This is a genomic window from Pantoea sp. NSTU24 (genome assembly GCF_050157905.1).
Lineage (GTDB): Bacteria > Pseudomonadota > Gammaproteobacteria > Enterobacterales > Enterobacteriaceae > Pantoea.
This window is the reverse complement of the sequence record NZ_JBKIWZ010000001.1, coordinates 757,476-781,313: the sequence shown is the minus strand read 5'-3', so window position 1 is coordinate 781,313 and position 23,838 is coordinate 757,476. Positions and strand designations below refer to the sequence as shown.

The window sequence follows — 23,838 nt, the reverse complement described above, 5'->3', positions numbered from 1 at the left end:
ACGGACTCCCCGTTTTTTTCAGGCGTGCATCGCCTCGCGGACGCGTTGCAAATCCTCTGGCGTATCGACGCCCACGCTGGGAATCGCTTTCGCAACGGCAACGTGAATTTTCTCGCCGTACCACAGCACGCGCAACTGCTCCAGCAGCTCAATCTGCTCCAGAGGACAGGGCGCCCAGGCGACGTAGCGCCGGATAAAACCGGCACGATAGGCGTAGATGCCAATGTGACGCAGCAGGGTATCGCCGATCACATCGCGCGACGTGGCGTAACGCTCACGATCCCAGGGAATGGTTGCCCGTGAGAAGTAGAGCGCGTAACCTTTCTCATCCATCACGACTTTTACCGCATTAGGATTAAAGGCCTCGTCGGCATCGGTGATAGGTACAGCCAGCGTCGCCATTCCGGCTGACGATCCTGCCAGATTAGTAGCCACCTGACGCACAATCTCAGCCGGGATCATGGGCTCATCGCCCTGCACGTTAACGATGATTTCATCATCGGCAAACTGATATTTTTCGACCACTTCTGCCAGCCGCTCTGTACCGGACTGGTGATCGGCGCGCGTCATGCAGACTTCGCCGCCTGCCGCTTCTACTGCCAGCGCCACGTCAGGATGATCGGTGGCAACAATGACCCGGCTGGCACCCGATTCGCGGGCGCGCTCCATCACATGCACGACCATCGGCTTACCATGAATATCGAGCAGCGGCTTTCCAGGCAGGCGGGTTGAGGCATAACGCGCCGGGATGATGGCGGTAAAACTCATGGATGAATCTCTTCAACAGAGAGCGTGCGCGCTTCCGTTTCCAGCAGCACCGGGATGCCCTCTCTGACCGGGAAAGCCAGGCCGTCAGGTTTGCAGATTAGCTCCTGCTGAGCATTGTTGAAGTAGAGTTTGCCATTACAAACCGGGCAGGCCACGATTTCGAGTAAACGATGATCCATATATCCTCCATCAGGAAGCGAATGCTTGAGGGGTCAAGCATACCATAGCGTGACGCAGGCGGGATGGGGGAAAACATCTTATGCGCCGGCGGCCGTAAAAATCGATCACGTCAGCGTCCAGTGCGCAGGCCATTGATCCCGCAGTGAATCGGGCATTTGCAGAAGAGTAACGCTCTCCGCCCCCTGCCAAGCCGCAAAGCGTTCGATGGCGTACCGGATGTCGGTAACAAATCGCGCCGTGACACGCGTCTCTTCTTCAAGCCAGATGTTTTTAATCTCCAGCTGCCTGGCCTGACGCAGCATACGGGCATCAAGCCGCCCTTTTATCTGCCCGCGATGCAGGATGGGCAAAACAAAATAGCCAAACCTGCGTTTTTCCGCCGGAGTGTAACATTCAATACGGTAGTCAAAGCCGAACAGCTCCCGCGCGCGTTTGCGATCCCACACCACCGGATCAAACGGTGACAGCAGCGCGCTGTGCGTGGCACGAAGAGACGTATCCAGCAGCGGCAAAAGATCACGATGCAGCCACATCGCACCCAGCTCTTTAGCGTTAACGGCGATCAGATCGCCCGCCGCTTCGGCCTCCGCAATAAAAGCGTCCACGGGCGCCCGCTTCAGACGATAGTAATCGGCCAGCCAGGCCGCACGGAAAACGCCTAAGCTGCGGGCGCTGTTCAGCAGCATCTGATGGGTTGCTTCCGCCTCACTGAGGCCATGCTGCGCATCCTGCCACTCTGGCATTACGCGGCTGCGCAGATCGTAGACGCGCTGAAAATTACGCCGTTCAGCGACCATCAGCTCACCCGCGCTGAACAGATTTTCCAGATGGCGTTTATGGGGTTTCCATGCCCACCAGCCCGCTGGCGTCTTAACCGAGGGGGTAAAATCGGCAGCACGCACCGGGCCGTTTTCCCGTATCAGCTGCAGTAATTCCGCTATCTCCTGCTGATGTTCAGCGACCCACTGCGCATTATATTTCCAGCCCAGCCGTTCCGGCGACAGCATGCGATGTCGGAGCAGCCTGTAATCCGATCGGGGAATAAAGCAGGCTTCATGTGCCCAGTACTCAAAAATCTCGCCCCGGGCCAGCGCCTGTTCGAGCCAGACCTGGGGATAGTGACCCAGACGACTGAACAGGACCAGATAAGGGCTGCGGGCCACTACGTGAATGGTGTCGATTTGCAGCAGCGACATGCGGGAGATGCAGTCAATCAGATCCTGATAAACCGCGCGTTTTGCCGGGGCTCGCAGCAGGCCCTGCGCGGCGAGATGAAGGTGGCGTGCCTGTTGTAACGAAAGTGAATGCGGGGTGTTCATCCTCTTCCTTATCAGGCTCTGCCTGAAGGGGGCCGCCGTCAGGACTAGCGGCGGCAGAGTTGTTCGATATCGTCCAGCAGCGGGGTAACAGCGTGACCGGTTAAATGGGCATCCACCGGCAGATACCACCATGCTGGCTGGGCAAAGTCGCGGCACTTCACCGCATCCTTTTCAGTCATCAGTAACTGCTGACTGGTTTGAAGCAGTCGGGTCAGCTCTTCTTTACTGTAGGCGTGATGATCGGCAAAGGCGATCTCTGCCACTGGCGTGATGCCCTGCTGTTTCAGCGTAGTGAAAAAACGGGGAGGATGACCGATGCCGGCCATCGCCACTACCTCACCCAGCTGTTGAGGCAGGCAGGTTTCACCAGTCAGCAGATTAGTCGCCAGGCCGGGCTGAAGCTGCATGGCAATCTCGTCAGGCCCTGCTTCGCCTCCGTTGACGATAACGGCATCCACCTGACGCAGCCGGTCTGCACGTTCCCGCATCGGACCGGCAGGCAACCACCAGCCATTGCCGAAGCGACGCACACCGTCCACTACCACAATTTCCCGGTCGCGCTGCAGCGCATAATGCTGCAGGCCATCGTCCGTAATAATCACATCCAGCGGGCCCTGCGCCAGTAAGGCTTCTATCGCCTGCCGCCGTTTTGGGGCGACCGCAACCGGGGCTGCAGTGCGCTGGGCGATCAGCACCGGTTCATCACCGGCCTGTTCCGTGCTGGTCTGCGCGGTAACCCGCAAAGGATAGCGTTCCGCCTTGCCGCCATAGCCTCGCGAGACGACACCCACCCGCAGACCACGCTGTTGCAATGCAGTGACCAGCCAGATCACGACCGGTGTTTTACCATTGCCGCCCGCCGTTAAGTTTCCGACCACCACCACCGGCAGCGGCGCGCGCCAGCTTTTACGCCAGCCGCGCCGGTAACTCAGACGTATCAGCGCCGTAATCGCCCCATACAGCAGGCTGAAGGGCCACAGCAGCAGCCACAGTGGTGAGCGACCGCTCCAGATACGTTCAATCATTGGCCAAATTGCATCTTATGCAGCTGGGCATAAGCACCGCGCTCTTCCAGCAGCGCCTGATGCGTTCCGCGTTCCACAATCTGACCATCTTCAATCACGACAATCTCATCCGCTTTTTCAATCGTGGAAAGTCGGTGCGCAATGACCAGCGAGGTGCGGTTCTTCTGCAACTCGTCCAGCGCTGACTGAATAGCGCGCTCTGACTCGGTATCCAGTGCAGAGGTGGCCTCATCGAGGATCAGGATAGGGCAATCGCGCAGCAGCGCACGGGCAATCGCAATACGCTGACGCTGACCACCGGACAACAGCACGCCATTCTCACCAATCACGGTGTCCAGGCCTTTGTCCATCTTATTGATGAAGTCCATCGCATGTGCCATGGTAGCCGCCCGTTCGATCTCTTCACGACTGTATTGCTCACTGCGCGCATACGCGATGTTATTGGCGATGGTATCGTTGAAGAGATGCACATTCTGCGATACCAGCGCAACCTGATTACGCAGCGAACGCAGGCTGTACTCACGCAGATCGTGACCGTCCAGAAGGATTTCCCCCTGCTGAATGTCGTAAAAACGGGTGAGCAGGCTTGCCATGGTCGATTTACCGGAGCCGGAACGACCCACCAGCGCCACCGTCTTGCCGGCCGGCAGCGACAGGTTGATATGACGCAGCGCCGGGATATCACGCCCCGGATAGGTAAAGGTCACATCGCGGAATTCGATATCCCCTTTTGCGCGGGTAATTTCACGTGTGCCATTATCCGCCTCCTGCTCGCTGTCCAGAATAGAAAACAGCGTCTGACAGGCCGCCATACCACGCTGGAACTGAGCATTGACATTGGTCAGGGATTTCAGCGGTCGCATCAGCGCGATCATCGAGGAGAAGACGACGGTGATCGTACCGGCGGTCAGGGTATCCATGACGCTTGGGAAGCTGGCGGCATAGAGGACAAACGCCAGGGCCAGCGAAGCGATCAGCTGAATAACCGGATCGGAAATAGAAGATGCCGAAACCAGCTTCATCCCCTGCTGACGCATACGGTTACTGACGCGGGAAAAACGTTCCGTCTCAATTTCCTGCCCGCCAAAGATCAGCACCTCTTTATGCCCTTTCAACATCTGCTCGGCGCTGGTCGTGACCTGCCCCATGGTGTTCTGCATGCTTTTGCTGATTGAGCGGAAGCGTTTAGAGACGGTGCGGATCGCAAAGGAGACGATGGGGGCCAGTACAATCAGGATCAACGACAGCTGCCAGCTGTAGTAGAACATCATGATAAACAGACCAATGATAGAGGCCCCTTCGCGCACCACAGTGACCAGTGCACCGGAAGAGGACGAGGCGACCTGCTCAGAGTCATAAGTAATGCGGGACAGCAGGGTCCCGGTCGACTGCTGATCAAAAAACGACACCGGCATGCCCATCATGTGGCTGAACAGCCGACGGCGAATGTTCATCACGACATTGCCAGAAACCCAGGAGATGCAGTAGCTGGAGACATAGCTGGTTACGCCGCGCACCAGCATCAGGCCGATGACGACTAACGGCATCCACAGCATCACCGAACGGTCAGCTTTACCAAAACCATCGTCCAGTAACGGTTTCAACAGGGAGAGCATTAAGGCGTCGCCCGCAGCATTAATAATCAGGGCGACTGAGGCCACAATCAATCCCGCTTTATTAGGCGCGATCATTGGCCAGAGTCGGCGAAACGTCTGCCACGTAGAGAGATCTTTATCTTGATGCATTATTTATTCACGCTGTTGGAAATAGCCGGCCATTCTACCTGGATTCGCGTTTGACGCCAAACCACTGATGATACCAGCGGGGCATTAATTGCTCACGCAGGCCAGAAACCTGCACCCTGCCCTGCGTAATCCGGAGCGTGATTTGTCCGGACTGCCCCGTATCCAGCCAGCGAAAACCCGCCATCCGGTAGTTTTCCAGCACGCTTTTCGCCGGCATTCGCCAGGCATTATAACGTGCCAGAGAGGCAATAGCGGTGTGGCCTGCGGTCTTGCGCAGCAGCAACGGGGTTGATGAAGTACGACTGCCATGGTGTGGGACCTGCAGGATATCGATGTTTAACGCCTGCTTCTCCAGCGCCACCAGCTGACGTTCCGCCTTCGCTTCGATATCCCCGGTCAGCATCAGCCGGACATGACCATCATCGACGATGATGACACAGGAGTCATTGTTATCTCCCGGCACGGGAGCCGTCAGCGGCCAGACTACCCGGAAGTTAAGCTGCTGCCAGCGCCACTGAGTTCCGCGTACACAGGGCAGATGCGCCTTTTCTCCCAGCGCGCTTCTGATTTGTACGGCTGGCCAGCGTTGCGTGATTGCCGCCAGTCCACCGGTATGATCCAGATGTTTATGACTCAGGATGATCTGTTTTAACTGTAACTGCCTGCGCTCCAGCCATGGAATGATAATCCGGCTACCTGCATCATCGTGCTGCCAGCGTGGTCCGGTATCATACATTATCGCCTCGTTACCCTGACTGATCACCAGGCTGAGACCGTGACCGATATCCAGCATATCAATTCGCCAGCCCTGTCGTGGCGAGGGCTGGCGGCTCAGTATCATCGCCAGCGCCAGCGCACAACTGCTGAACGGCAAAGCGAAGAAGAGCTGCGTACGCCAGAGAATCAGACCGCCCCATACCATGACGGTAAACCAGGCCGTGCCATTCAGTGGCCACCATCCGGCGGGCAGCAGCGTCAGACAATAAAATAGCGCGCGCAGCGAGAGATCGGCTGCCTGCCAGAAGAAGGCCGACAGCGCGGTGCTGGGCAATAACATGGCGAGCGTCACCAGCGGCATGGTGAGAAATGAGACGACAGGAATTGCGACAACATTTGCCAGCAGTGCGGTGAGACTGATGCCGTTAAAAATCGCCACCTGTAACGGCACCATTAAAATCATCATGCCTGCCTGCAGGTGCAGCAGTTGTAAGAGGATCCAGCGTCGCTGATAACGGAACGTCATCGGTAGTGGAAACCAGTGGTACCAGACCAGCAACATGCCGACAGCCAGGAAGGATAGCCAGAAGCTGTCAGAGAGCACGGTTAATGGATCTGTCACCAGCAGCAGCGCACCACAGAATGTCCAGACCTGCCAGCTGTTCAGCTGAACGCCGGCAAACCGGGTGGTCGCCCAGAGCGTCAGTGCCAGTAGCGAACGTGCAGCGGGAGGCTGTGCACCGGAAAGCCAGGTGTAGAGGGCCGCAAAAAGCCAGCTGACGATAAGAGGAAAAAGGTAGCTGATCGCGCGGGCAGGCAGAATAAACTGCACGCCGCGCGCCATCAGCCAGCCGGTGCTGGCGGCCAGTGCGATGTGCATGCCGGATATCGCCATCAGATGTGCAGTGCCGGTATCCCGCAGTAGCTGACGTATCTGTGGACGCATTTCATCCCTGATGCCAAACGCCAGCGCTTCGAGCGTGGCATGGGTAGATGTGGCGCGGTTTCTCTCACGCTGTTTCAGAATAAAATGCCAGCGGGCATCGCAACGTCTGTCCTCCGCAATCTGGCTGAGGATTCGGCCCTGTAGCGGCGTATTATTCGCCAGCGCAAAACGCTGTGCATCGAAATCGCCCTCATTGAGACGGGCATGAACCGGCCGGAGACGAAGCTGCATCGTCCAGCGCTGACCAGGGCAGTAGATTTCCGGGTCAGCGTCGAACCCAATCCAGGCAAAGCGAGGCGGAAAGATCATCCTGCCCTGCTCTGTTAACAGACGAACCCGAATCTGTTTTCGCGCCGTGCGAACCTCGCTGATCTGAACCGTGAAGGCTGCCGGGCGCGCAGAGAGTTGTTCAATATCCCGCACCATCATGCGGGCATCGTTGCAGGCCCACGCCAGCAACAACAGCGCGATAGCAATCAGACGGACGCACGGATATGAGCAGTACTGCAGTAGCAGGCCTGCAAGCATTAGCGCCCCTATCACCTCGCCCGAAGGCAGGTGAGGCATCAGCAGTAAAGGCAGTATGGCGATGATTGCCAGTCGCGCCAGAACGGTCCATGTCAGCATAATCGTGCCCCATCATTCACCCCAGCTATTCTGCGTAAAGACGGGGAAAGAGACAGGAGATGATCGGGGGGATTCGGGATGTCTCGCAAAAAAGGTGTGGCATTACCGTGCAGATGACAGCGCGATGGAAATCAGCCCGACAGGTACATTTCAGGCAAAAAAAAACGACATCCTGAGATGTCGTTTATCTGGTTCGGTATCAGCTTAGCCGTAGATGTTTGCGCGATCACGCAGCTCTTTGCCTGGCTTAAAGTGGGGAACGTATTTCCCTTCCAGATCCACTTTGTCACCCGTTTTCGGGTTACGTCCAGTGCGCGGAGCGCGATAGTGCAAAGAAAAACTGCCGAATCCCCGGATTTCGATACGTTCGCCCTGTGCCAGCGTCGTGGCCATGTGCTCAAGCATCTCTTTTACTGCATCCTCAACGACTTTCGCCGGTATATGAGTATGCTGTCCCGCCAGTCTTTCAATCAGTTCTGACTTGGTCATGTAACCTCCGGTTTATCCCTGTTGGAATGAATGACAGCTTTTACCGAAACCGGGTAGTTTCCTACCCGGTGCTTCAGGTCGATTACTCGCCTTTAGCCGCTTTGAACGCTTCAGCCATGGCGCTGGAGAAATTGCCTTCTTCCTGTTTGGTGTTAACAGTGTTGATGGCTTCTTTCTCATCAGCCTGGTCTTTCGCACGGACAGACAGGCTTACGACACGGTTTTTACGATCAACGCCGGTGAACTTAGCTTCAACGTCGTCGCCAACGTTCAGAACCAGAGTTGCATCTTCAATGCGGTCCAGTGAAGCTTCAGAAGCGCGCAGGTAACCCTCAACGCCGTCTGCTAATTCAACTGTAGCACCTTTAGCGTCAACTGCAGTCACTTTACCGGTGACGATGGCACCTTTCTTGTTCAGAGTGATGTAGTTGTTGAACGGATCTTCTGCCAGCTGTTTAACGCCCAGAGAGATACGCTCACGCTCTGCATCGACCTGCAGTACAACGGCAGCGATTTCGTCGCCTTTTTTGTACTCACGAACGGCTTCTTCGCCAGTCGCGTTCCAGGAGATGTCAGACAGGTGAACCAGACCGTCGATGCCGCCGTCCAGGCCGATGAAGATACCGAAGTCAGTGATTGACTTGATTTTACCTTCAACACGATCGCCTTTGTTGTGCGTCTCAGCGAACAGCTGCCATGGGTTAGATTTGCACTGCTTCAGACCCAGGGAGATACGACGACGCTCTTCGTCGATGTCCAGAACCATAACTTCAACCACGTCGCCTACGTTAACAACTTTAGACGGATGAATGTTTTTGTTGGTCCAGTCCATTTCAGAAACGTGTACCAGACCTTCAACGCCTTCTTCGATTTCTACGAAGCAGCCGTAATCAGTCAGGTTGGTTACACGACCGGTCAGGCGGGTGCCTTCCGGATAGCGTTTAGCGATAGCAACCCATGGATCTTCGCCCAGCTGCTTCAGACCCAGAGAAACACGGGTACGCTCGCGGTCGAACTTCAGCACCTTAACGGTGATTTCGTCGCCCACGTTAACGATTTCGCTAGGATGCTTAACGCGCTTCCACGCCATATCAGTGATGTGCAGCAGGCCATCAACGCCGCCCAGATCAACGAATGCACCGTAGTCAGTGAGGTTTTTAACGATACCTTTAACTTCCATGCCTTCCTGCAGGTTTTCCAGCAGCTGATCGCGCTCTGCGCTGTTTTCGGATTCGATAACCGCACGACGTGAAACCACGACGTTGTTGCGTTTCTGATCCAGCTTGATCACTTTGAACTCAAGCTCTTTGCCTTCCAGGTGCAGCGTGTCGCGCACCGGGCGCACATCTACCAGTGAACCTGGCAGGAACGCACGGATACCGTTGAGCTCAACTGTGAAGCCGCCTTTAACTTTGCCGTTGATAACACCGGTAACAGTTTCAGCGTCTTCGTAAGCTTTCTCCAGCGTGATCCATGCTTCATGGCGCTTAGCTTTCTCACGGGACAGCAGGGTTTCACCAAAGCCGTCTTCCACTGCATCCAGAGCAACATCAACTTCGTCGCCAACCTGGATTTCCAGTTCGCCGGCTGCGTTCTTGAACTGCTCTGCAGGAATTGCAGATTCAGATTTCAGACCCGCATCAACCAGAACGACATCTTTGTCGATAGACACGACGATGCCACGAACGATAGAACCCGGGCGGGTTTCGATTGTTTTTAAGGATTCTTCAAATAGTTGAGCAAAAGATTCAGTCATATTGATAATCTTCAGGATTCTTCAATTTAACGTCCATCTGACTTCATGTCGGATGGGGTTGTTTCACATGCCCTGCACCGGATCCGTGGTACGGGGTGATAAATTCGGTTAAGCCGGAATGCCCAGCTTTTCGCGGGCATAATGTAGTGCTTTTTCAATGACCTGGTCGATAGACATCTCAGTAGAGTCCAGCACCAGTGCATCAGCAGCAGCCACTAAAGGCGCAATGGCGCGATTGCGATCGCGGTCGTCGCGTTCTTTTATCTCGGCTAAAAGGCGGTCAAAGTTAACATTAAAGCCATTATCCTGCAACTGTAGCATACGGCGCTGAGCACGCTCTTCCGGGCTGGCATCAAGGAAAATTTTTACCGGTGCATCCGGAAAAACGACGGTGCCCATGTCACGACCGTCCGCAATCAGGCCTGGCATTTCGCGGAAACCGCGCTGGCGGCGTAATAGCGCTTCACGTACCCGTGGAAAAGCGGCTACGCGGGAAGCCGTATTACTGACCTCCTGCGTGCGGATTTCACTGGTTACATCTTCACCTTCAAGGATGACCTGCATTTCACCGTTTCGTGATACGAAACGCACATCAAGATGTGCTGCAATCGGCACCAGTGCTTCTTCAGACTCCATATCCACCTGATGATGCAGTGCGGCTAACGCCAGCACGCGATAAATCGCACCGGAGTCCAGCAGATGCCACTGCAGCGATTCCGCCATGGCTTTGCACAGGGTTCCTTTTCCCGCTCCACTTGGCCCATCAATAGTTATGACCGGGGCAGTTACTGTCATTATTCCCTCCTGTTGCTGCGTGCCTTATGACCATCTGGTCACCAATAATGCATAGCATTATACGCTGCATAGCACGGCTTGGTTACCCTTTCGCACTGACCAGGTTCGAAATCCTGGTTAAATCAGAGGATCTCTGCGTGATTACAGCCAGATTAAACCGGGGATATCCGGTGCAAAATCGCACCGGAAAGGAGGGATCAGGCAGGCTGGCTGATTTTAGCCAGTTGAACAAAATAATCCGGGAAGGTTTTGGCGGTACAACCCGGATCCAGAATTGTCACCGGCGTATCGGAGAGTGCAACCAGAGAAAAACACATCGCCATACGGTGATCGTTGTAGGTGCCGATATCAGCATGGATCAGCGAAGCGGGCGGTGTGATACGAATGTAGTCATGTCCCTCTTCAACCTCTGCCCCGACTTTGCGCAGCTCAGTGGCCATGGCGCTCAGTCGGTCGGTCTCTTTTACCCGCCAGTTATAAATGTTACGGAGCTGGGTCGTTCCCTCGGCAAACAGAGCCGTGGTAGCAATAGTCATGGCGGCATCCGGAATATGGTTCATGTCCATATCAATTGCCTGCAGTTTTCCTGCTGTGCAGGCAATGTAATCATCGCCCCACTCGACGGTTGCGCCCATCTTTTCCAGCACGTCTGCAAACCGGATATCGCCCTGCACACTCTGGCGACCAATCCCGGTGACCCGAACCGTGCCGCCTTTGATAGCGGCAGCCGCCAGAAAATAGGAGGCAGAAGAGGCATCGCCCTCAACCAGGTAGTCACCCGGCGACTGATACTGCTGCTGTCCTTTGATCAGGAAGCGCTGGTAGTTCTGATTCTCCACAGCGACGCCGAAGCACTGCATCAGGTTCAGGGTAATATCAATGTAAGGTTTGGAAACCAGATCCCCTGTGATCGTGATGCAGGTATCCTGCTGCGCCAGCGGTGCCGTCATCAGCAGGGCGGTCAGGAACTGGCTGGAGACACTGCCATCCACGCTGACGTCACCACCAGTGAACCCACCCCGCAAACGCAGCGGCGGATAGTTTTCGTTTTCCAGGTACTCAACGGTTGCGCCACCCTGACGCAGTGCATCAACCAGATGTCCAATGGGACGCTCTTTCATGCGCGGTTCGCCGGTCAGTTCCAGGTCATGCTCGCCCAGACATAGCGCCGCTGCCAGCGGACGCATTGCGGTGCCGGCGTTGCCCAGGAACAGTGACAGCGGCTGCGCGGCATGCAGTGGCCCGGCATTGCCGGTGACTTCACACACCGTGCGATCGCTGGAAAGCGTATAGCTCACGCCCAGCGCGGTCAGCGCATTCAGCATGTGCCGGACATCATCGCTGTCGAGTAAGTTGGTAAGACGCGTAGTGCCTTTAGCGAGCGCAGCCAGCAGCAAAGCACGATTGGAAACGCTCTTTGAGCCTGGCAGATTTACGGTGCCATTGACGCGGGCAATGGGCTGGAGAGTCAGGGAGTCCTGCATGTGAAACAAAATCCTCAAAATACAGAGACCTCGTCCTGAAACGAGGTCTGGCATCAGCATGATTGCTGAGATCGTAATAATCAGCCGTGACGGCGTTCGAAATCGACCATGAAATCAGTCAGCGCTTTTACACCTTCAAGCGGCATTGCATTATAAATAGAAGCACGCATTCCGCCTACGACACGGTGCCCTTTCAGCGCATGCAGACCCGCCTTAAATGACTCTTCAAGGAAGAGCGCATCCAGAGAGGCATCAGCCAGCTGGAAAGGAATATTCATGCGGGAACGGTTTTCCGTCGCCACATCGTTACGGTAGAAGCCGCTCTGGTCAATCAGGCCATACAGCAGGTCCGATTTTGCCTGGTTAATGCGATCAATTTCTGCCACGCCCCCCTTCTCTTTCAGCCATTTAAACACCAGGCCAGAGAGGTACCAGGCGAAGGTTGGCGGGGTATTAAACATCGAGTCGTTATCGGCCAGCACTTTATAGTCGAGAATGGAAGGCACAGAGGCGTGCGCCTGGCCCAGCAGGTCTTCACGTACAATCACCAGCGTTAAGCCAGCTGGCCCTACGTTTTTCTGCGCACCCGCGTAGATGACTCCATAGCGGCTGACGTCGACAGGCCGTGACAGAATGGTCGAGGAGAAATCAGCGACCACCGTTTTGCTGCCAAAATCGGGCTGCTCGTCAATGGCGATGCCATCAATGGTTTCGTTCGGACAGAAATGCAGGTAAGCGGAGTCTTCACTGACCGCCCACTCGCGCATCGGCAGAATGGCACGTTTGCCATCGCGGGTAGTTTTGACATCCAGCGTGCGTGGCGTGCAATATTTTTCCGCTTCTTTTATTGCACTATGCGCCCAGTAACCGCCGTCAACGTAGTCGGCGCTGGTTGCACTTCCCAGCAGATTACCTGGCACGGCGGCAAACTGCGCGCGCGCCCCGCCATGACAGAATAAAACTTTGTAATTCGACGGTATTTTTAGCAGATCACGGAAGTCCTGCTCGGCTTCTTCAGCCACCTGAATAAACTCTTTGCTGCGGTGACTGATCTCCATTACAGAGGTACCCAGACCACGCCAGTTCGTCAGTTCCTGTTCTGCACGACGAAGGACTTCAACCGGTAGCATCGCCGGGCCAGAGCTAAAATTATAAACTTGCGTCATTTCCCCTCACCACTGTCATATCGAACGGTTATGAATAATCATCCGGTTTTATCACTGCATTCTGATAGCTGCAATCATAAATCCGGGCGCGGTCACATTTTCTGAATCCGGCCAGCCGGAGGTTATGTCACTAATGCAAATCAGTACGGAATTTTGTGAGGTTGCATCCGGCTTCAGAAATCTGCATTTGGCTGGCGAGCCGCGCGGATAAAAACTAAGCCGGTAAAATTATCTGCCCTGATAGCGGTCGGTCAGCAAAGTCCGTATCATGGCGCGCTTTACGCACCCTATGACAACTGAGAGAGCGCCACAATGACGCAAACATTTATCCCGGGCAAAGATGCCGCACTGGAAGACTCCATTGCGCGTTTCCAGAACAAGCTGCAGGATCTTGGCTTTAATATTGAAGAGGCTTCCTGGCTTAATCCTGTTCCCCATGTCTGGTCAGTACATATCCGCGACCGCGATTGCCCGCTCTGTTTTACCAACGGTAAAGGGGCCAGCAAAAAAGCGGCGCTGGCGTCTGCGCTGGGCGAATACTTTGAGCGTCTCTCAACGAACTACTTTTTTGCTGACTTCTGGCTGGGCAAAGAGATCGCTAACGGCGATTTCGTACACTACCCCAATGAAAAATGGTTTGCCGTACCTGACGATGAGTCACTGCCGGAAGGTATTCTGGACCCGCGCCTGCGTGCGTTTTACGATCCTGACCAGGCGCTGACGGCGTCCGGCTTGATCGATCTGCAGTCCGGTCATACCGAGCGGGGGATCTGCGCGCTGCCCTTTACCCGTCAGTCCGACCAGCAGACGGTTTACATCCCGATGAACATCATCGGCAATCTCTATGTTTCAAACGGCATGTCGGCAGGTAACACGGCGAATGAAGCACGTGTTCAGGGCCTGTCTGAAGTGTTCGAACGTTATATTAAAAATCGCATTATTGCTGAGGCTATCAGCCTGCCTGCGATTCCTGATGCCGTCATGCAACGCTATCCTGATGTGACAGAAGCGATTGCGCGTCTGGAAGCAGAAGGCTTCCCGATTTTTGCCTATGACGCCTCACTCGGCGGTAAATACCCGGTTATCTGTGTGGTGCTGTTCAATCCTGCCAATGGCACCTGCTTTGCCTCCTTTGGTGCGCACCCGGATTTCGGCGTGGCACTGGAGCGTACCGTGACTGAACTGCTGCAGGGCCGCAGCCTCAAAGATCTGGATGTATTTACGCCACCGACCTTTGACGACGAAGAAGTCGCTGAACATGCCAATCTCGAAACGCATTTCATCGATTCAAGCGGTCTGATCTCCTGGGATCTGTTTAAAGAGACAGCCGATTATGACTTTGTTGACTGGTCATTTGCGGGCAGCACCGAACAGGAATTTGCCACTCTGATGGCAATCTTTGCTGCTGAAGATCAGGAAGTCTACATTGCCGATTACGAGCATCTGGGTGTATACGCCTGCCGTATTATCGTTCCAGGCATGTCAGACATCTATCCGGCGGAAGATCTCATCCTGGCGAACAACAGCATGGGCGCGGGCATCCGTGAAACCCTGCTCTCCCTGCCTGACAGCAACTGGAATCCTGAAGAGTATCTGGATCTGATCGGCCAGCTCGATGACGAAGGGTTTGATGACTTCACGCGTGTACGTGAGCTGCTCGGTCTGGCTACCGGAAAAGACAATGGCTGGTATACGCTGCGCGTGGGCGAGTTAAAAGCAATGCTGGCGCTGGCGGGCGGCGATCTGGATCAGGCACTGACCTGGACTGAATGGACCATGGAATTCAACAGCTCAATCTTTACGCCAGAGCGGGCAAACTACTATCGTTGCCTGCAGACACTGTTGCTACTGGCAATGGAAGATGAGCGCGATCCACTGCAGTATCATCATGCGTTCCTGCGGATGTATGGCGAGCATGCGATGGAGGCGGCTTCAGCTGCTATCAGTGGTGAGCGTCCATTCTATGGCCTCCAGCCCGTCGATGAAATGCTGCAGGCATTCCCGGCGCATCAGTCCCTGCTTGCTGCGTACGAAAAACTGCAAGCGGCTAAGCGTCAGTTCTGGAAAAACGTGTAATATCCGGCGGGATAATTTCACACCATCTGTACTTTATGGCACTGGATTTTCTGGTGCCATCATTCCTGCCCCGCTTTTTGATGAAACATCAGCTGTATTAAAATCCATTTTTATTACATTGCATCCTTTAATTTAACATTCAGTCAATTTACTCCTGACGCTCTTCATTGAAATACATCCATCCCCTGGAGCAATTAAAATAATTTTTGCATCTTTAAAATTTATTTAAATCATAAATTTCAATAGATTATATTCAAACCACCTCTTTATCACCCGATATCCGCTGCCGATTGCTCTGGCAAACATGATCTATATCAACCCCCACCACCTGTGCCTTTGTTAGTATTTTTTCAGACAAATTCAGGAGTAAGTTAGTGTGAAAACTGACAACCCTTTTAATCTTTTATTACCTGCCGCAATGGCGAAAGTAGCCGAAGAGGCCGGTATTTATAAAGCCACCAAGTCCCCCTTTACCACCTTCTTTCTGGCGATTAACGCTGGCGTCTTTATCTCAATCGCGTTCGTTTTTTACATTACAGCCACCACCGGCAGCAGTGCGATGCCCTATGGCCTGTCCAGACTGATTGGGGGTGTCTGTTTTTCCCTCGGCCTGATGCTGGTGGTGGTCTGCGGTGCCGATCTCTTTACTTCCACAGTGCTGATCGTCGTTGCTAAAGCCAGCGGGCGCATCAGCTGGGGTCAGCTGGCCCGCAACTGGATCAACGTCTACGCCGGTAATCTTGCAGGCGCCCTTTTCTTTGTCGCCCTGATGTGGTTCGCCGGTCAGCATTCAGTGGCAAAGGGCGCATGGGGTCTGAACGTGCTGGAAACCGCAGATCACAAAATGCATCACACGTTTCTGGAAGCAGTGTGTTTAGGCACGCTGGCTAATTTGCTGGTCTGTCTCGCCGTCTGGATGAGTTATTCAGGCCGTACCCTGACCGATAAGCTGGTCGTGATGATTCTGCCTGTTGGGATGTTTGTCGCCAGTGGGTTCGAACACAGCATTGCCAATATGTTTCTTATCCCTTACGCCATTACTATCCGCGACTTCGCCACACCGGAGTTCTGGCAGAGTGCGGGCTCGTCGGCAGCACAGTTTCCATCGCTTACCGTCAGTCACTTTATTCTCGACAACCTCATTCCCGTGACGCTCGGTAACATCATCGGCGGCGGCGTGCTGGTTGGGCTGACCTACTGGGTTATCTATCTCCGTAAGGGAAGCCAGACACACTGATTCTGAATCTGACGGCACAGAATCGGAGCTGTGCCTGACCGTAAAGTCTCCTCATATAAGGCAGGTATATTATGACCGAACTTAATGCAAAACTGGCTTCAGCATGGGAAGGATTTGCTGAAGGCGAATGGCAGAATAGCGTGAACGTGCGCGACTTCATTCAGAAAAACTACACCCCTTATGAAGGTGATGAATCATTCCTGGCGGGTGCGACTGAAGCGACCACCCGACTGTGGGAAAGCGTGCTGGAAGGCATCAAAATTGAGAACCGCACCCACGCTCCTGTCGACTTTGACACCGACCTCGCCTCGACCATCACTTCCCACGACGCCGGTTATATCGATAAGTCACTGGAGAAAATCGTTGGTCTGCAGACTGAAGCACCACTCAAACGTGCCATCATTCCTTTCGGTGGCATCAAGATGGTTGAAGGTTCCTGCAAAGTCTATGGCCGCGAACTTGACCCTTCACTGAAAAAAATCTTCACTGAATACCGCAAAACCCATAACCAGGGCGTGTTTGATGTTTATACCCCTGACATTCTGCGCTGCCGCAAATCAGGTATTCTGACCGGTCTGCCTGACGCCTATGGCCGGGGTCGCATTATCGGCGACTATCGTCGAGTGGCGTTATACGGCATCGACTTCCTGATGGCCGATAAACTCGCGCAGTTCACTTCACTGCAGCAGGATTTAGAGAATGGGGTGAATCTGGAAGCCACTATCCGTCTGCGTGAAGAGATCGCCGATCAGCATCGTGCACTGGCCCAGATCAAAGAGATGGCGGCAAAATATGGCCACGATATTTCCGGCCCGGCGACCAATGCGATGGAAGCGGTGCAGTGGACTTACTATGGCTATCTGGCCGCTGTGAAATCACAGAACGGTGCGGCGATGTCCTTTGGCCGCGTCTCTACCTTCCTTGATGTCTACATCGAACGTGACCTTAAAGCCGGTAAGCTGACCGAAGAGCAGGCACAGGAACTGATTGACCATCTGGTCATGAAACTGCGCATGGTGCGTTTCCTGCGTACGCCGGAATATGATGAGCTTTTCTCAGGCGACCCTATCTGGGCGACAGAATCCCTGGCCGGTATGGGCGTCGATGGCCGTACTCTGGTATCGAAAAGTACGTTCCGCTTCCTGAACACCCTCTACACCATGGGGCCTTCACCGGAGCCGAACATGACCATTCTGTGGTCAGAAAAACTGCCGGTTAATTTTAAAAAATATGCCGCTAAGGTCTCCATCGACACCTCATCCCTGCAGTATGAGAACGATGACCTGATGCGCCCTGATTTTGATAACGATGACTACGCCATCGCCTGCTGCGTAAGCCCGATGGTCGTCGGCAAACAGATGCAGTTCTTTGGCGCCCGTGCCAACCTGGCGAAAACGCTGCTTTATGCAATCAACGGCGGCGTGGATGAGAAGTTGAAAATGCAGGTTGGACCGAAAGGTGACAAAATCAGTGACGACGTGCTGGATTTCGACACCGTCATGGCGCGTATGGACCACTTCATGGACTGGCTGGCCAGACAGTACGTGACCTCACTGAATATCATCCACTACATGCATGATAAATACAGCTATGAAGCCGCACTGATGGCCTTACACGATCGCGATGTTTACCGCACCATGGCCTGTGGTATCGCCGGTCTTTCCGTCGCTGCCGACTCACTTTCTGCCATTAAATATGCCCGGGTGAAACCGGTACGTGATGAAGATGGCCTGGCTATCGACTTCGATATTGAAGGCGACTATCCGCAGTTCGGTAACAACGATCCTCGGGTGGACGACCTGGCCTGCGATCTGGTTGAACGCTTCATGAAGAAAATTCAGCAGCTGACCACCTATCGCAATGCCGTCCCCACGCAGTCTGTTCTGACCATCACCTCTAACGTGGTTTACGGTAAGAAAACCGGTAACACACCGGATGGACGCCGCGCGGGTGCGCCATTTGGTCCGGGTGCCAACCCGATGCATGGTCGCGACCAGAAAGGTGCCGTTGCCTCGCTGACATCCGTTGCCAGACTGCCGTTTGCTTATGCGAAAGATGGTATCTCCTATACCTTCTCCATCGTGCCAAACGCGCTGGGTAAAGATGATAACGTGCGTAAAACTAACCTTGCGGGTCTGATGGATGGTTATTTCCATCACGAAACCAGCATCGAAGGCGGTCAGCACCTTAATGTCAACGTTATGAACCGTGACATGCTGCTGGACGCGATGGAGCATCCGGAAAAATATCCGCAGCTGACCATTCGCGTCTCCGGTTACGCGGTACGCTTTAATTCGCTGACCAAAGAGCAGCAGCAGGATGTGATTACCCGCACCTTTACACAATCCCTGTAATTGCCGTTCTGAGTGATAAAAAAGGCTCCCTGCGGAGCCTTTTACTCAAAAAGTCTGTTCTGGTCGTCATCCTGTCAGGGTGCCTGCCAGAACCGATTTCCTGCCCTGAGCGCAACAGAGATTGCGCCGTCTGTCCCGGCAAACTTACTGGAGAAAACATCGCAATGTCAGTTAACGGTCGTATCCACTCATTTGAATCCTGCGGAACCGTCGATGGTCCCGGCATCCGTTTCATCACCTTCTTTCAGGGCTGCCTGATGCGCTGCCTCTATTGCCACAATCGCGATACCTGGGATACCCACGGCGGCAAAGAGATCAGCGTCGACGCATTGATGACCGACGTGCTCTCCTATCGCCACTTTATGAACGCTTCGGGCGGCGGCGTAACGGCATCAGGAGGAGAAGCGATCCTTCAGGCTGAATTCGTCCGCGACTGGTTTCGCGCCTGCAAGGCAGAAGGTATTCATACCTGCCTCGACACAAACGGATTCGTTCGCCGTTACGATCCGGTGATTGATGAGCTTCTCGACGTAACAGACCTGGTGATGCTTGACCTGAAACAGATGAATGATGAGGTCCATCAGATTCTGGTTGGCGTATCCAACCACAGGACGCTGGACTTTGCCCGTTACCTGCAGAAGAAGGGAAAACGCACCTGGATTCGTTTTGTCGTGGTGCCAGGCTACTCCGACGATGATGACACGGCGCACCGGCTGGGTGAGTTCACCCGGGACATGGAGAACGTGGAGAAGATTGAGCTGCTGCCCTACCATGAGCTGGGCAAACACAAATGGATCGCGATGGGTGAAGCGTACAAACTGGAGGGCGTCAAACCGCCAACTAAAGAGACCATGGAACGGGTGAAAAACATTCTCGCCAGTTATGGCCATGAAGTGATGTATTAAGCGCCATAACAGCAAAGAGAGAGCGTCTGCTCTCTTTTTGCGTTTCAGTTTTCAGGCATGCGCCACTGGTGTGGCATGCTGATCGGCTTTGCGCAGCAGCATTACCAGATAGATCAGCGACACGGCGGCGATCATCACAAACAGCAGGCGGTCAGAATAGTTCTGCATCAGTACCGACGTCATGGCCGGGCCAAGCAGGCTGCCAACGGTATAACTCATCAGTAACGCCTGGTTCATCGCAACCAGCTCGTGATGTGCGACGGTCTCACATGCCCAGGACATCGCCACCGGATAAAGCGTAAAGCCCGCCAGTCCCAGAACAAACAGTGCCGGTGCCATGGCGGCATTGCTTAACATCGCCATAGCGCCGAGAATGACGACAAAGACCTGCACACGCAGCACCAGCATCCGGCCAAAGCGATCGGCCAGACGACCCACCGGCCACTGCCCGACAATTCCGGCGCTCACCAGCAATGCCATCCAGTAACCGACACTGGCATCGCTCATGCCCTGATGTGACAGATAGAGCGGCATCAGGCCATAGAGCGAGCCGAGAACGATGCCGGAAATAATGCAGCCATTGATACCCAGGCGTGAACTCCGGCGACGGAGCATCGGCCAGATGCGCGTCGGGGCCGCTTCCGCCGCTTCACCACTGGCGGAAACGCGGGTGAAGACCAGCGGTAACACCGCGCACAGCACCAGCGAGGTCACCCAGGGGATCACGCTCAGCAGCTCGGTAGACAGCCTGCTGACCAGCAGCTGCCCGGCAACGGTGCCCAGATAGTAGACAATCATATAGGCTGCCAGCAGCCGACCGCGATTACGCACGGTACCGCTGCAGAGCAGTGCGCTCTCGACCACCACCCACATCAGCGCACAGCCTGCGCCTGCCATAAAACGTAGTGCGCTCCATAGCCAGAATCCCTGCATCATCGCCAGGCACACCGTCGCCAGCGCAAAGAGTCCGGTCGCCAGGTAGTAGCTGCGATTGAAACCATACTGGCCGATTAGCCAGCCTGCCAGCAGTGTGCCGGCAAGATTCCCGGTGTAATAAGCGGAGCTGACGATGCCAACCTGCCACGTGGTGAGGAGATCATGAGTCAGCCACAGGGGAACCAGTGTATTCAGCACGGCGATGGCAACAGTCATTAACATCAGGCCGCAAAGCAGCAATATCACAGGGCGTGACCAGGTGGACATAGGGGATAAAAACCAGAACAGAAGAAGGAAATTGCGCGCAGTTTGCCATCCGCTAATTTAAAGTCAATGGGCGACATTTGGCCGCAGCACATTTTGCTGCCCGACAATTTAATTTACTAATCTTCAGTAGGTTACAAACGTTATAACTGGCAAGTAATGAATGGCTATCTCTATGAAAAATGAGCTTTTTAGGCGCTTCGGCGGGTCTGGCATCGATAACGTTTATTTGTGATAAATTCAGCTCTGTCCGGACGGGTCACGAAGAACGGGCCGCATAAAAAAACCCGGCCGGAGCCGGGTTTAGCGTATCGGTATCAGTCAGCCGATCATGTCGACGCCGTTCATATAAGGGCGTAAAACGTCCGGCACCGCGATGCGGCCATCTTCCTGCTGGTAGTTTTCCAGCACCGCAACCAGGGTACGGCCGACAGCCAGTCCTGAACCGTTCAGGGTATGCACCAGACGTGGCTTCTTATCCTGTTTGCTGCGGCAGCGCGCCTGCATGCGGCGCGCCTGGAAGTCCCCCATATTGGAGCAGGATGAGATTTCACGATAGGTATTCTGCGCCGGGAGCCAGACTTCCAGATCGTAAGTTTTAGTTGCTCCAAAGCCCATGTCGCCGGTACAAAGCAGTACCTTGCGATACGGCAGGTTCAGCAGCTGCAGCACCTTCTCAGCGTGACCGGTCAGCTCTTCCAGCGCCTCCATAGAGTGCTCCGGGCTGACAATCTGCACCATTTCCACTTTGTCGAACTGATGCATACGGATCAGACCGCGCGTGTCACGGCCGTAGGATCCCGCTTCAGAACGGAAGCATGGCGTATGTGCGGTCAGCTTAACCGGCAGACTCTCCTCTTCGAGGATTTCGTCACGCGCCAGGTTGGTCAGCGGTACTTCCGCAGTAGGGATGAGCGCATAGTGGCTGCTGTCTGACTCTTCTTCCAGCGGACGGGTATGGAACAGGTCTTCGCCAAACTTCGGCAGCTGACCGGTGCCATAGAGCGTTTCATGGTTAACCAGATAGGGCACGTAAGTTTCGAGGTAGCCATGCTGCTCGGTGTGCAGATCGATCATGAACTGGCTCAGTGCACGATGCAGACGAGCAATCTGGCCCTGCATCACCACAAAGCGCGAGCCGGTCAGCTTCACAGCGGCTGCAAAATCCAGACCTTTAGCCGCTTCACCGAGTTCAACATGATCTTTCACCGGGAAGCTGAACTCACGTGGGGTGCCCCAGCGGCTCACTTCCTGGTTTTCACTGTCATCTTTGCCCAGTGGCACTTCGTCTGCCGGAATGTTTGGCAGTGCCAGCGCGAAGTCACGGATTTGATTCTGCAGTTCGTCCAGTTCTGCTTTTGCGCTATCCAGGCGTTCGCCCAGTGCATTCACTTCCTGACGCAGCGGCTCGATGTCTTCCCCACGTGCTTTGGCCTGACCGATGGATTTGGATCGGGCATTACGCTCAGCCTGCAGATTTTCTGTTTCCACCTGCAACACCTTGCGACGCTCTTCGAGCGAACGCAGCGTGTCCACATCCAGTTTATATCCCCGGCGTGCCAGTTTTTCTGCGACTGCGTCTGGCTCATTACGCAGCAGATTGGGATCGAGCATGCTTATCCTGTGTATTAAAAGTTGGTTAAAAGAAGGGACGCACTCCGTGGAATGCGTTGAAAACATTGCTCACATTACCGTAACGTCTGTTTCAGCGGTAGCGTTTTGTCGGGCTATTTTGATCCTGCTCAGCCAGCCAGCTTAGCTTTTCGCCAATCTTACCCTCCAGTCCGCGCGTGGTCGGGGTGTAATAGCACGTACCCGCCAGTTCCTGCGGAAAATAGACTTCGCCCGCAGCATAGGCGTGCGTTTCGTCATGCGCGTAACGGTACTCTTTACCCAGGCCCATCTCTTTCATTAGCTTAGTCGGTGCATTACGCAGATGTTCCGGCACATCGTAATCGGGATGGTCGCGGGCATCGCGCATCGCGGCCTTGAAAGCGGTATAAACAGCGTTACTTTTCGGCGCGCAGGCCAGATAGACGATTGCCTGGGCAATCGCGCGCTCCCCTTCGGCCGGTCCTACGCGCGTGAAGCAATCCCAGGCCGAAATTGCCACCTGCATCCCGCGTGGGTCGGCATTGCCGACATCTTCCGAAGCGATAGCCAGCAGCCGCCGCGCGACGTAGAGCGGGTCACCGCCTGCGGTGATGATACGTGCATACCAGTAGAGCGCCGCGTCGGGTGCGGAGCCGCGCACCGACTTGTGCAGCGCCGAGATCAGATCGTAGAAACGATCGCCTTTATTATCAAAGCGTGCCGACCGCTCACCCGACACTTCATTGAGCAGCTGCGGCGTCAATTGCCGCTGGCCTGATGCGTCGGCTTCAGCCATATCCGCCATCATCTCCAGCGTATTGAGCGCCCGGCGGGCATCCCCATTGACCAGTTCAGCAATCATCCGGCGTGTATTGTCCGGCAGCACGATGTCATTGTCGCCATACCCGCGGATTTTATCCTGCATTGCCTGATCCAGCACGTGCTCAATATCGTCAAGCGTCAGGGATTTCAGCAGGTAGACGCGGGCGCGTGACAGCAACGCCGAGTTAAGTTCAAACGAGGGGTTTTCGGTGGTCGCACCAATAAAAGTGATGGTGCCATCTTCGATGTGAGGTAAAAACGCATCCTGCTGGCTTTTGTTAAAACGATGCACCTCGTCCACAAACAGGATGGTGCGTCGCCCGGCATGTTTGTTCTGTCGGGCACGTTCGATAGCCTCACGGATCTCTTTTACGCCTGAGGTCACCGCTGAGATGCGCTCCACATCAGCGTTACCGTAATGCGCGATGATCTCGGCCAGCGTGGTCTTGCCGGTCCCGGGAGGTCCCCACAGGATCATTGAGTGCAGGTGCCCTGCTTCAATCGCGCGTGGCAGAGGTTTGCCCGCGCCCAGCAGATGCTGCTGACCAATGTACTGTTTCAATGTTTCTGGCCGCATACGCGCGGCCAGAGGTTTGAAATTTTCGGTGGAAAAATCCAGGGACAGGTTACTCAC

At 54.8% G+C, this 23,838-nt stretch carries 18 protein-coding genes; 4 read left to right on the top strand and 14 right to left on the bottom strand.

Annotated features, from left to right (window positions below; genetic code table 11):
• Positions 1 to 18: 18 nt before the first annotated feature.
• The 11 genes from kdsB to serC all read right to left on the bottom strand — a co-directional run bounded on the left by kdsB (position 19) and on the right by serC (position 13,017).
• Entirely contained in the window at positions 19 to 768 is a 750-nt protein-coding gene (gene kdsB, locus ACLHDD_RS03830; protein WP_427103007.1) for a 3-deoxy-manno-octulosonate cytidylyltransferase, read from the bottom strand.
• Positions 765 to 947: a Trm112 family protein gene (locus ACLHDD_RS03825; protein WP_009091101.1), complete on the bottom strand. Its 183-nt coding sequence runs from the start codon at positions 945 to 947 to the stop codon at positions 765 to 767. Before ACLHDD_RS03825 ends, kdsB begins: the two co-directional genes overlap by 4 nt.
• Before the next feature lie 105 nt (positions 948 to 1,052).
• Positions 1,053 to 2,267: a winged helix-turn-helix domain-containing protein gene (locus ACLHDD_RS03820; protein WP_427103006.1), complete on the bottom strand. Its 1,215-nt coding sequence runs from the start codon at positions 2,265 to 2,267 to the stop codon at positions 1,053 to 1,055.
• A 44-nt stretch (positions 2,268 to 2,311) separates the two neighbouring features.
• Positions 2,312 to 3,292 carry a tetraacyldisaccharide 4'-kinase gene (gene lpxK, locus ACLHDD_RS03815; protein WP_427103005.1) on the bottom strand — a complete coding sequence of 327 codons (981 nt, stop codon included), beginning with the start codon at positions 3,290 to 3,292 and terminating at the stop codon, positions 2,312 to 2,314.
• Positions 3,289 to 5,037, bottom strand: coding sequence for a lipid A ABC transporter ATP-binding protein/permease MsbA (gene msbA / locus ACLHDD_RS03810; protein ID WP_427103004.1), 1,749 nt, complete (start codon positions 5,035 to 5,037; stop codon positions 3,289 to 3,291). Before msbA ends, lpxK begins: the two co-directional genes overlap by 4 nt.
• 34 nt (positions 5,038 to 5,071) lie before the next feature.
• Positions 5,072 to 7,327 (bottom strand): DNA internalization-related competence protein ComEC/Rec2, encoded by a 2,256-nt coding sequence (locus ACLHDD_RS03805; RefSeq protein ID WP_427103003.1) that lies wholly within the window; start codon positions 7,325 to 7,327, stop codon positions 5,072 to 5,074.
• A 204-nt stretch (positions 7,328 to 7,531) separates the two neighbouring features.
• A complete protein-coding gene (ihfB, locus tag ACLHDD_RS03800; RefSeq protein WP_003849360.1) occupies positions 7,532 to 7,816 on the bottom strand; it encodes an integration host factor subunit beta in 285 nt (94 codons plus the stop codon).
• An 82-nt stretch (positions 7,817 to 7,898) separates the two neighbouring features.
• Positions 7,899 to 9,572: a 30S ribosomal protein S1 gene (gene rpsA / locus ACLHDD_RS03795; RefSeq protein WP_003849352.1), complete on the bottom strand. Its 1,674-nt coding sequence runs from the start codon at positions 9,570 to 9,572 to the stop codon at positions 7,899 to 7,901.
• 108 nt (positions 9,573 to 9,680) lie between these two features.
• Positions 9,681 to 10,367: a (d)CMP kinase gene (gene cmk, locus ACLHDD_RS03790; RefSeq protein ID WP_427103002.1), complete on the bottom strand. Its 687-nt coding sequence runs from the start codon at positions 10,365 to 10,367 to the stop codon at positions 9,681 to 9,683.
• Between the two features lie 197 nt (positions 10,368 to 10,564).
• On the bottom strand, positions 10,565 to 11,851 hold the full coding sequence (gene aroA / locus ACLHDD_RS03785) for a 3-phosphoshikimate 1-carboxyvinyltransferase (RefSeq protein ID WP_427103001.1): 1,287 nt from the start codon (positions 11,849 to 11,851) through the stop codon (positions 10,565 to 10,567).
• Positions 11,852 to 11,931: 80 nt separating this feature from the next.
• The gene (gene serC / locus ACLHDD_RS03780; RefSeq protein WP_427103000.1) at positions 11,932 to 13,017 is read right to left on the bottom strand and encodes a 3-phosphoserine/phosphohydroxythreonine transaminase; all 1,086 of its coding nucleotides are present in this window, start codon (positions 13,015 to 13,017) and stop codon (positions 11,932 to 11,934) included.
• 312 nt (positions 13,018 to 13,329) lie between these two features.
• On the opposite strand from serC, the gene ycaO reads away from it, so the two are divergent.
• The 4 genes from ycaO to pflA all read left to right on the top strand — a co-directional run bounded on the left by ycaO (position 13,330) and on the right by pflA (position 19,589).
• Positions 13,330 to 15,093 (top strand): 30S ribosomal protein S12 methylthiotransferase accessory factor YcaO, encoded by a 1,764-nt coding sequence (ycaO, locus tag ACLHDD_RS03775; RefSeq protein ID WP_427102999.1) that lies wholly within the window; start codon positions 13,330 to 13,332, stop codon positions 15,091 to 15,093.
• 376 nt (positions 15,094 to 15,469) lie between these two features.
• Positions 15,470 to 16,330: a formate transporter FocA gene (gene focA / locus ACLHDD_RS03770; protein WP_427102998.1), complete on the top strand. Its 861-nt coding sequence runs from the start codon at positions 15,470 to 15,472 to the stop codon at positions 16,328 to 16,330.
• A 71-nt stretch (positions 16,331 to 16,401) separates the two neighbouring features.
• Positions 16,402 to 18,684, top strand: coding sequence for a formate C-acetyltransferase (gene pflB / locus ACLHDD_RS03765; RefSeq protein WP_427102997.1), 2,283 nt, complete (start codon positions 16,402 to 16,404; stop codon positions 18,682 to 18,684).
• 164 nt (positions 18,685 to 18,848) lie between these two features.
• Positions 18,849 to 19,589, top strand: a complete 741-nt coding sequence (pflA, locus tag ACLHDD_RS03760) for a pyruvate formate lyase 1-activating protein (RefSeq protein ID WP_427102996.1) — start codon at positions 18,849 to 18,851, stop codon at positions 19,587 to 19,589.
• Between the two features lie 51 nt (positions 19,590 to 19,640).
• Here pflA and ACLHDD_RS03755 read toward each other — a convergent pair whose 3' ends face one another.
• The 3 genes from ACLHDD_RS03755 to ACLHDD_RS03745 all read right to left on the bottom strand — a co-directional run bounded on the left by ACLHDD_RS03755 (position 19,641) and on the right by ACLHDD_RS03745 (position 23,838).
• Entirely contained in the window at positions 19,641 to 20,792 is a 1,152-nt protein-coding gene (locus tag ACLHDD_RS03755) for an MFS transporter (RefSeq protein WP_427102995.1), read from the bottom strand.
• Positions 20,793 to 21,110: 318 nt separating this feature from the next.
• On the bottom strand, positions 21,111 to 22,403 hold the full coding sequence (gene serS / locus ACLHDD_RS03750) for a serine--tRNA ligase (RefSeq protein ID WP_427102994.1): 1,293 nt from the start codon (positions 22,401 to 22,403) through the stop codon (positions 21,111 to 21,113).
• A 91-nt stretch (positions 22,404 to 22,494) separates the two neighbouring features.
• Positions 22,495 to 23,838 carry a replication-associated recombination protein A gene (locus tag ACLHDD_RS03745; RefSeq protein WP_427102993.1) on the bottom strand — a complete coding sequence of 448 codons (1,344 nt, stop codon included), beginning with the start codon at positions 23,836 to 23,838 and terminating at the stop codon, positions 22,495 to 22,497.

Bases quoted from the DNA above. Each gene is read 5' to 3' on its own strand.
- kdsB (WP_427103007.1), bottom strand. From the start codon at position 768: ATGAGTTTTACCGCCATCATCCCGGCGCGTTATGCCTCAACCCGCCTG.
- ACLHDD_RS03825 (WP_009091101.1), bottom strand. From the start codon at position 947: ATGGATCATCGTTTACTCGAAATCGTGGCCTGCCCGGTTTGTAATGGC.
- ACLHDD_RS03820 (WP_427103006.1), bottom strand. From the start codon at position 2,267: ATGAACACCCCGCATTCACTTTCGTTACAACAGGCACGCCACCTTCAT.
- lpxK (WP_427103005.1), bottom strand. From the start codon at position 3,292: ATGATTGAACGTATCTGGAGCGGTCGCTCACCACTGTGGCTGCTGCTG.
- msbA (WP_427103004.1), bottom strand. From the start codon at position 5,037: ATGCATCAAGATAAAGATCTCTCTACGTGGCAGACGTTTCGCCGACTC.
- ACLHDD_RS03805 (WP_427103003.1), bottom strand. From the start codon at position 7,327: ATGCTGACATGGACCGTTCTGGCGCGACTGGCAATCATCGCCATACTG.
- ihfB (WP_003849360.1), bottom strand. From the start codon at position 7,816: ATGACCAAGTCAGAACTGATTGAAAGACTGGCGGGACAGCATACTCAT.
- rpsA (WP_003849352.1), bottom strand. From the start codon at position 9,572: ATGACTGAATCTTTTGCTCAACTATTTGAAGAATCCTTAAAAACAATC.
- cmk (WP_427103002.1), bottom strand. From the start codon at position 10,367: ATGACAGTAACTGCCCCGGTCATAACTATTGATGGGCCAAGTGGAGCG.
- aroA (WP_427103001.1), bottom strand. From the start codon at position 11,851: ATGCAGGACTCCCTGACTCTCCAGCCCATTGCCCGCGTCAATGGCACC.
- serC (WP_427103000.1), bottom strand. From the start codon at position 13,017: ATGACGCAAGTTTATAATTTTAGCTCTGGCCCGGCGATGCTACCGGTT.
- ycaO (WP_427102999.1), top strand. From the start codon at position 13,330: ATGACGCAAACATTTATCCCGGGCAAAGATGCCGCACTGGAAGACTCC.
- pflB (WP_427102997.1), top strand. From the start codon at position 16,402: ATGACCGAACTTAATGCAAAACTGGCTTCAGCATGGGAAGGATTTGCT.
- pflA (WP_427102996.1), top strand. From the start codon at position 18,849: ATGTCAGTTAACGGTCGTATCCACTCATTTGAATCCTGCGGAACCGTC.
- ACLHDD_RS03755 (WP_427102995.1), bottom strand. From the start codon at position 20,792: ATGTCCACCTGGTCACGCCCTGTGATATTGCTGCTTTGCGGCCTGATG.
- serS (WP_427102994.1), bottom strand. From the start codon at position 22,403: ATGCTCGATCCCAATCTGCTGCGTAATGAGCCAGACGCAGTCGCAGAA.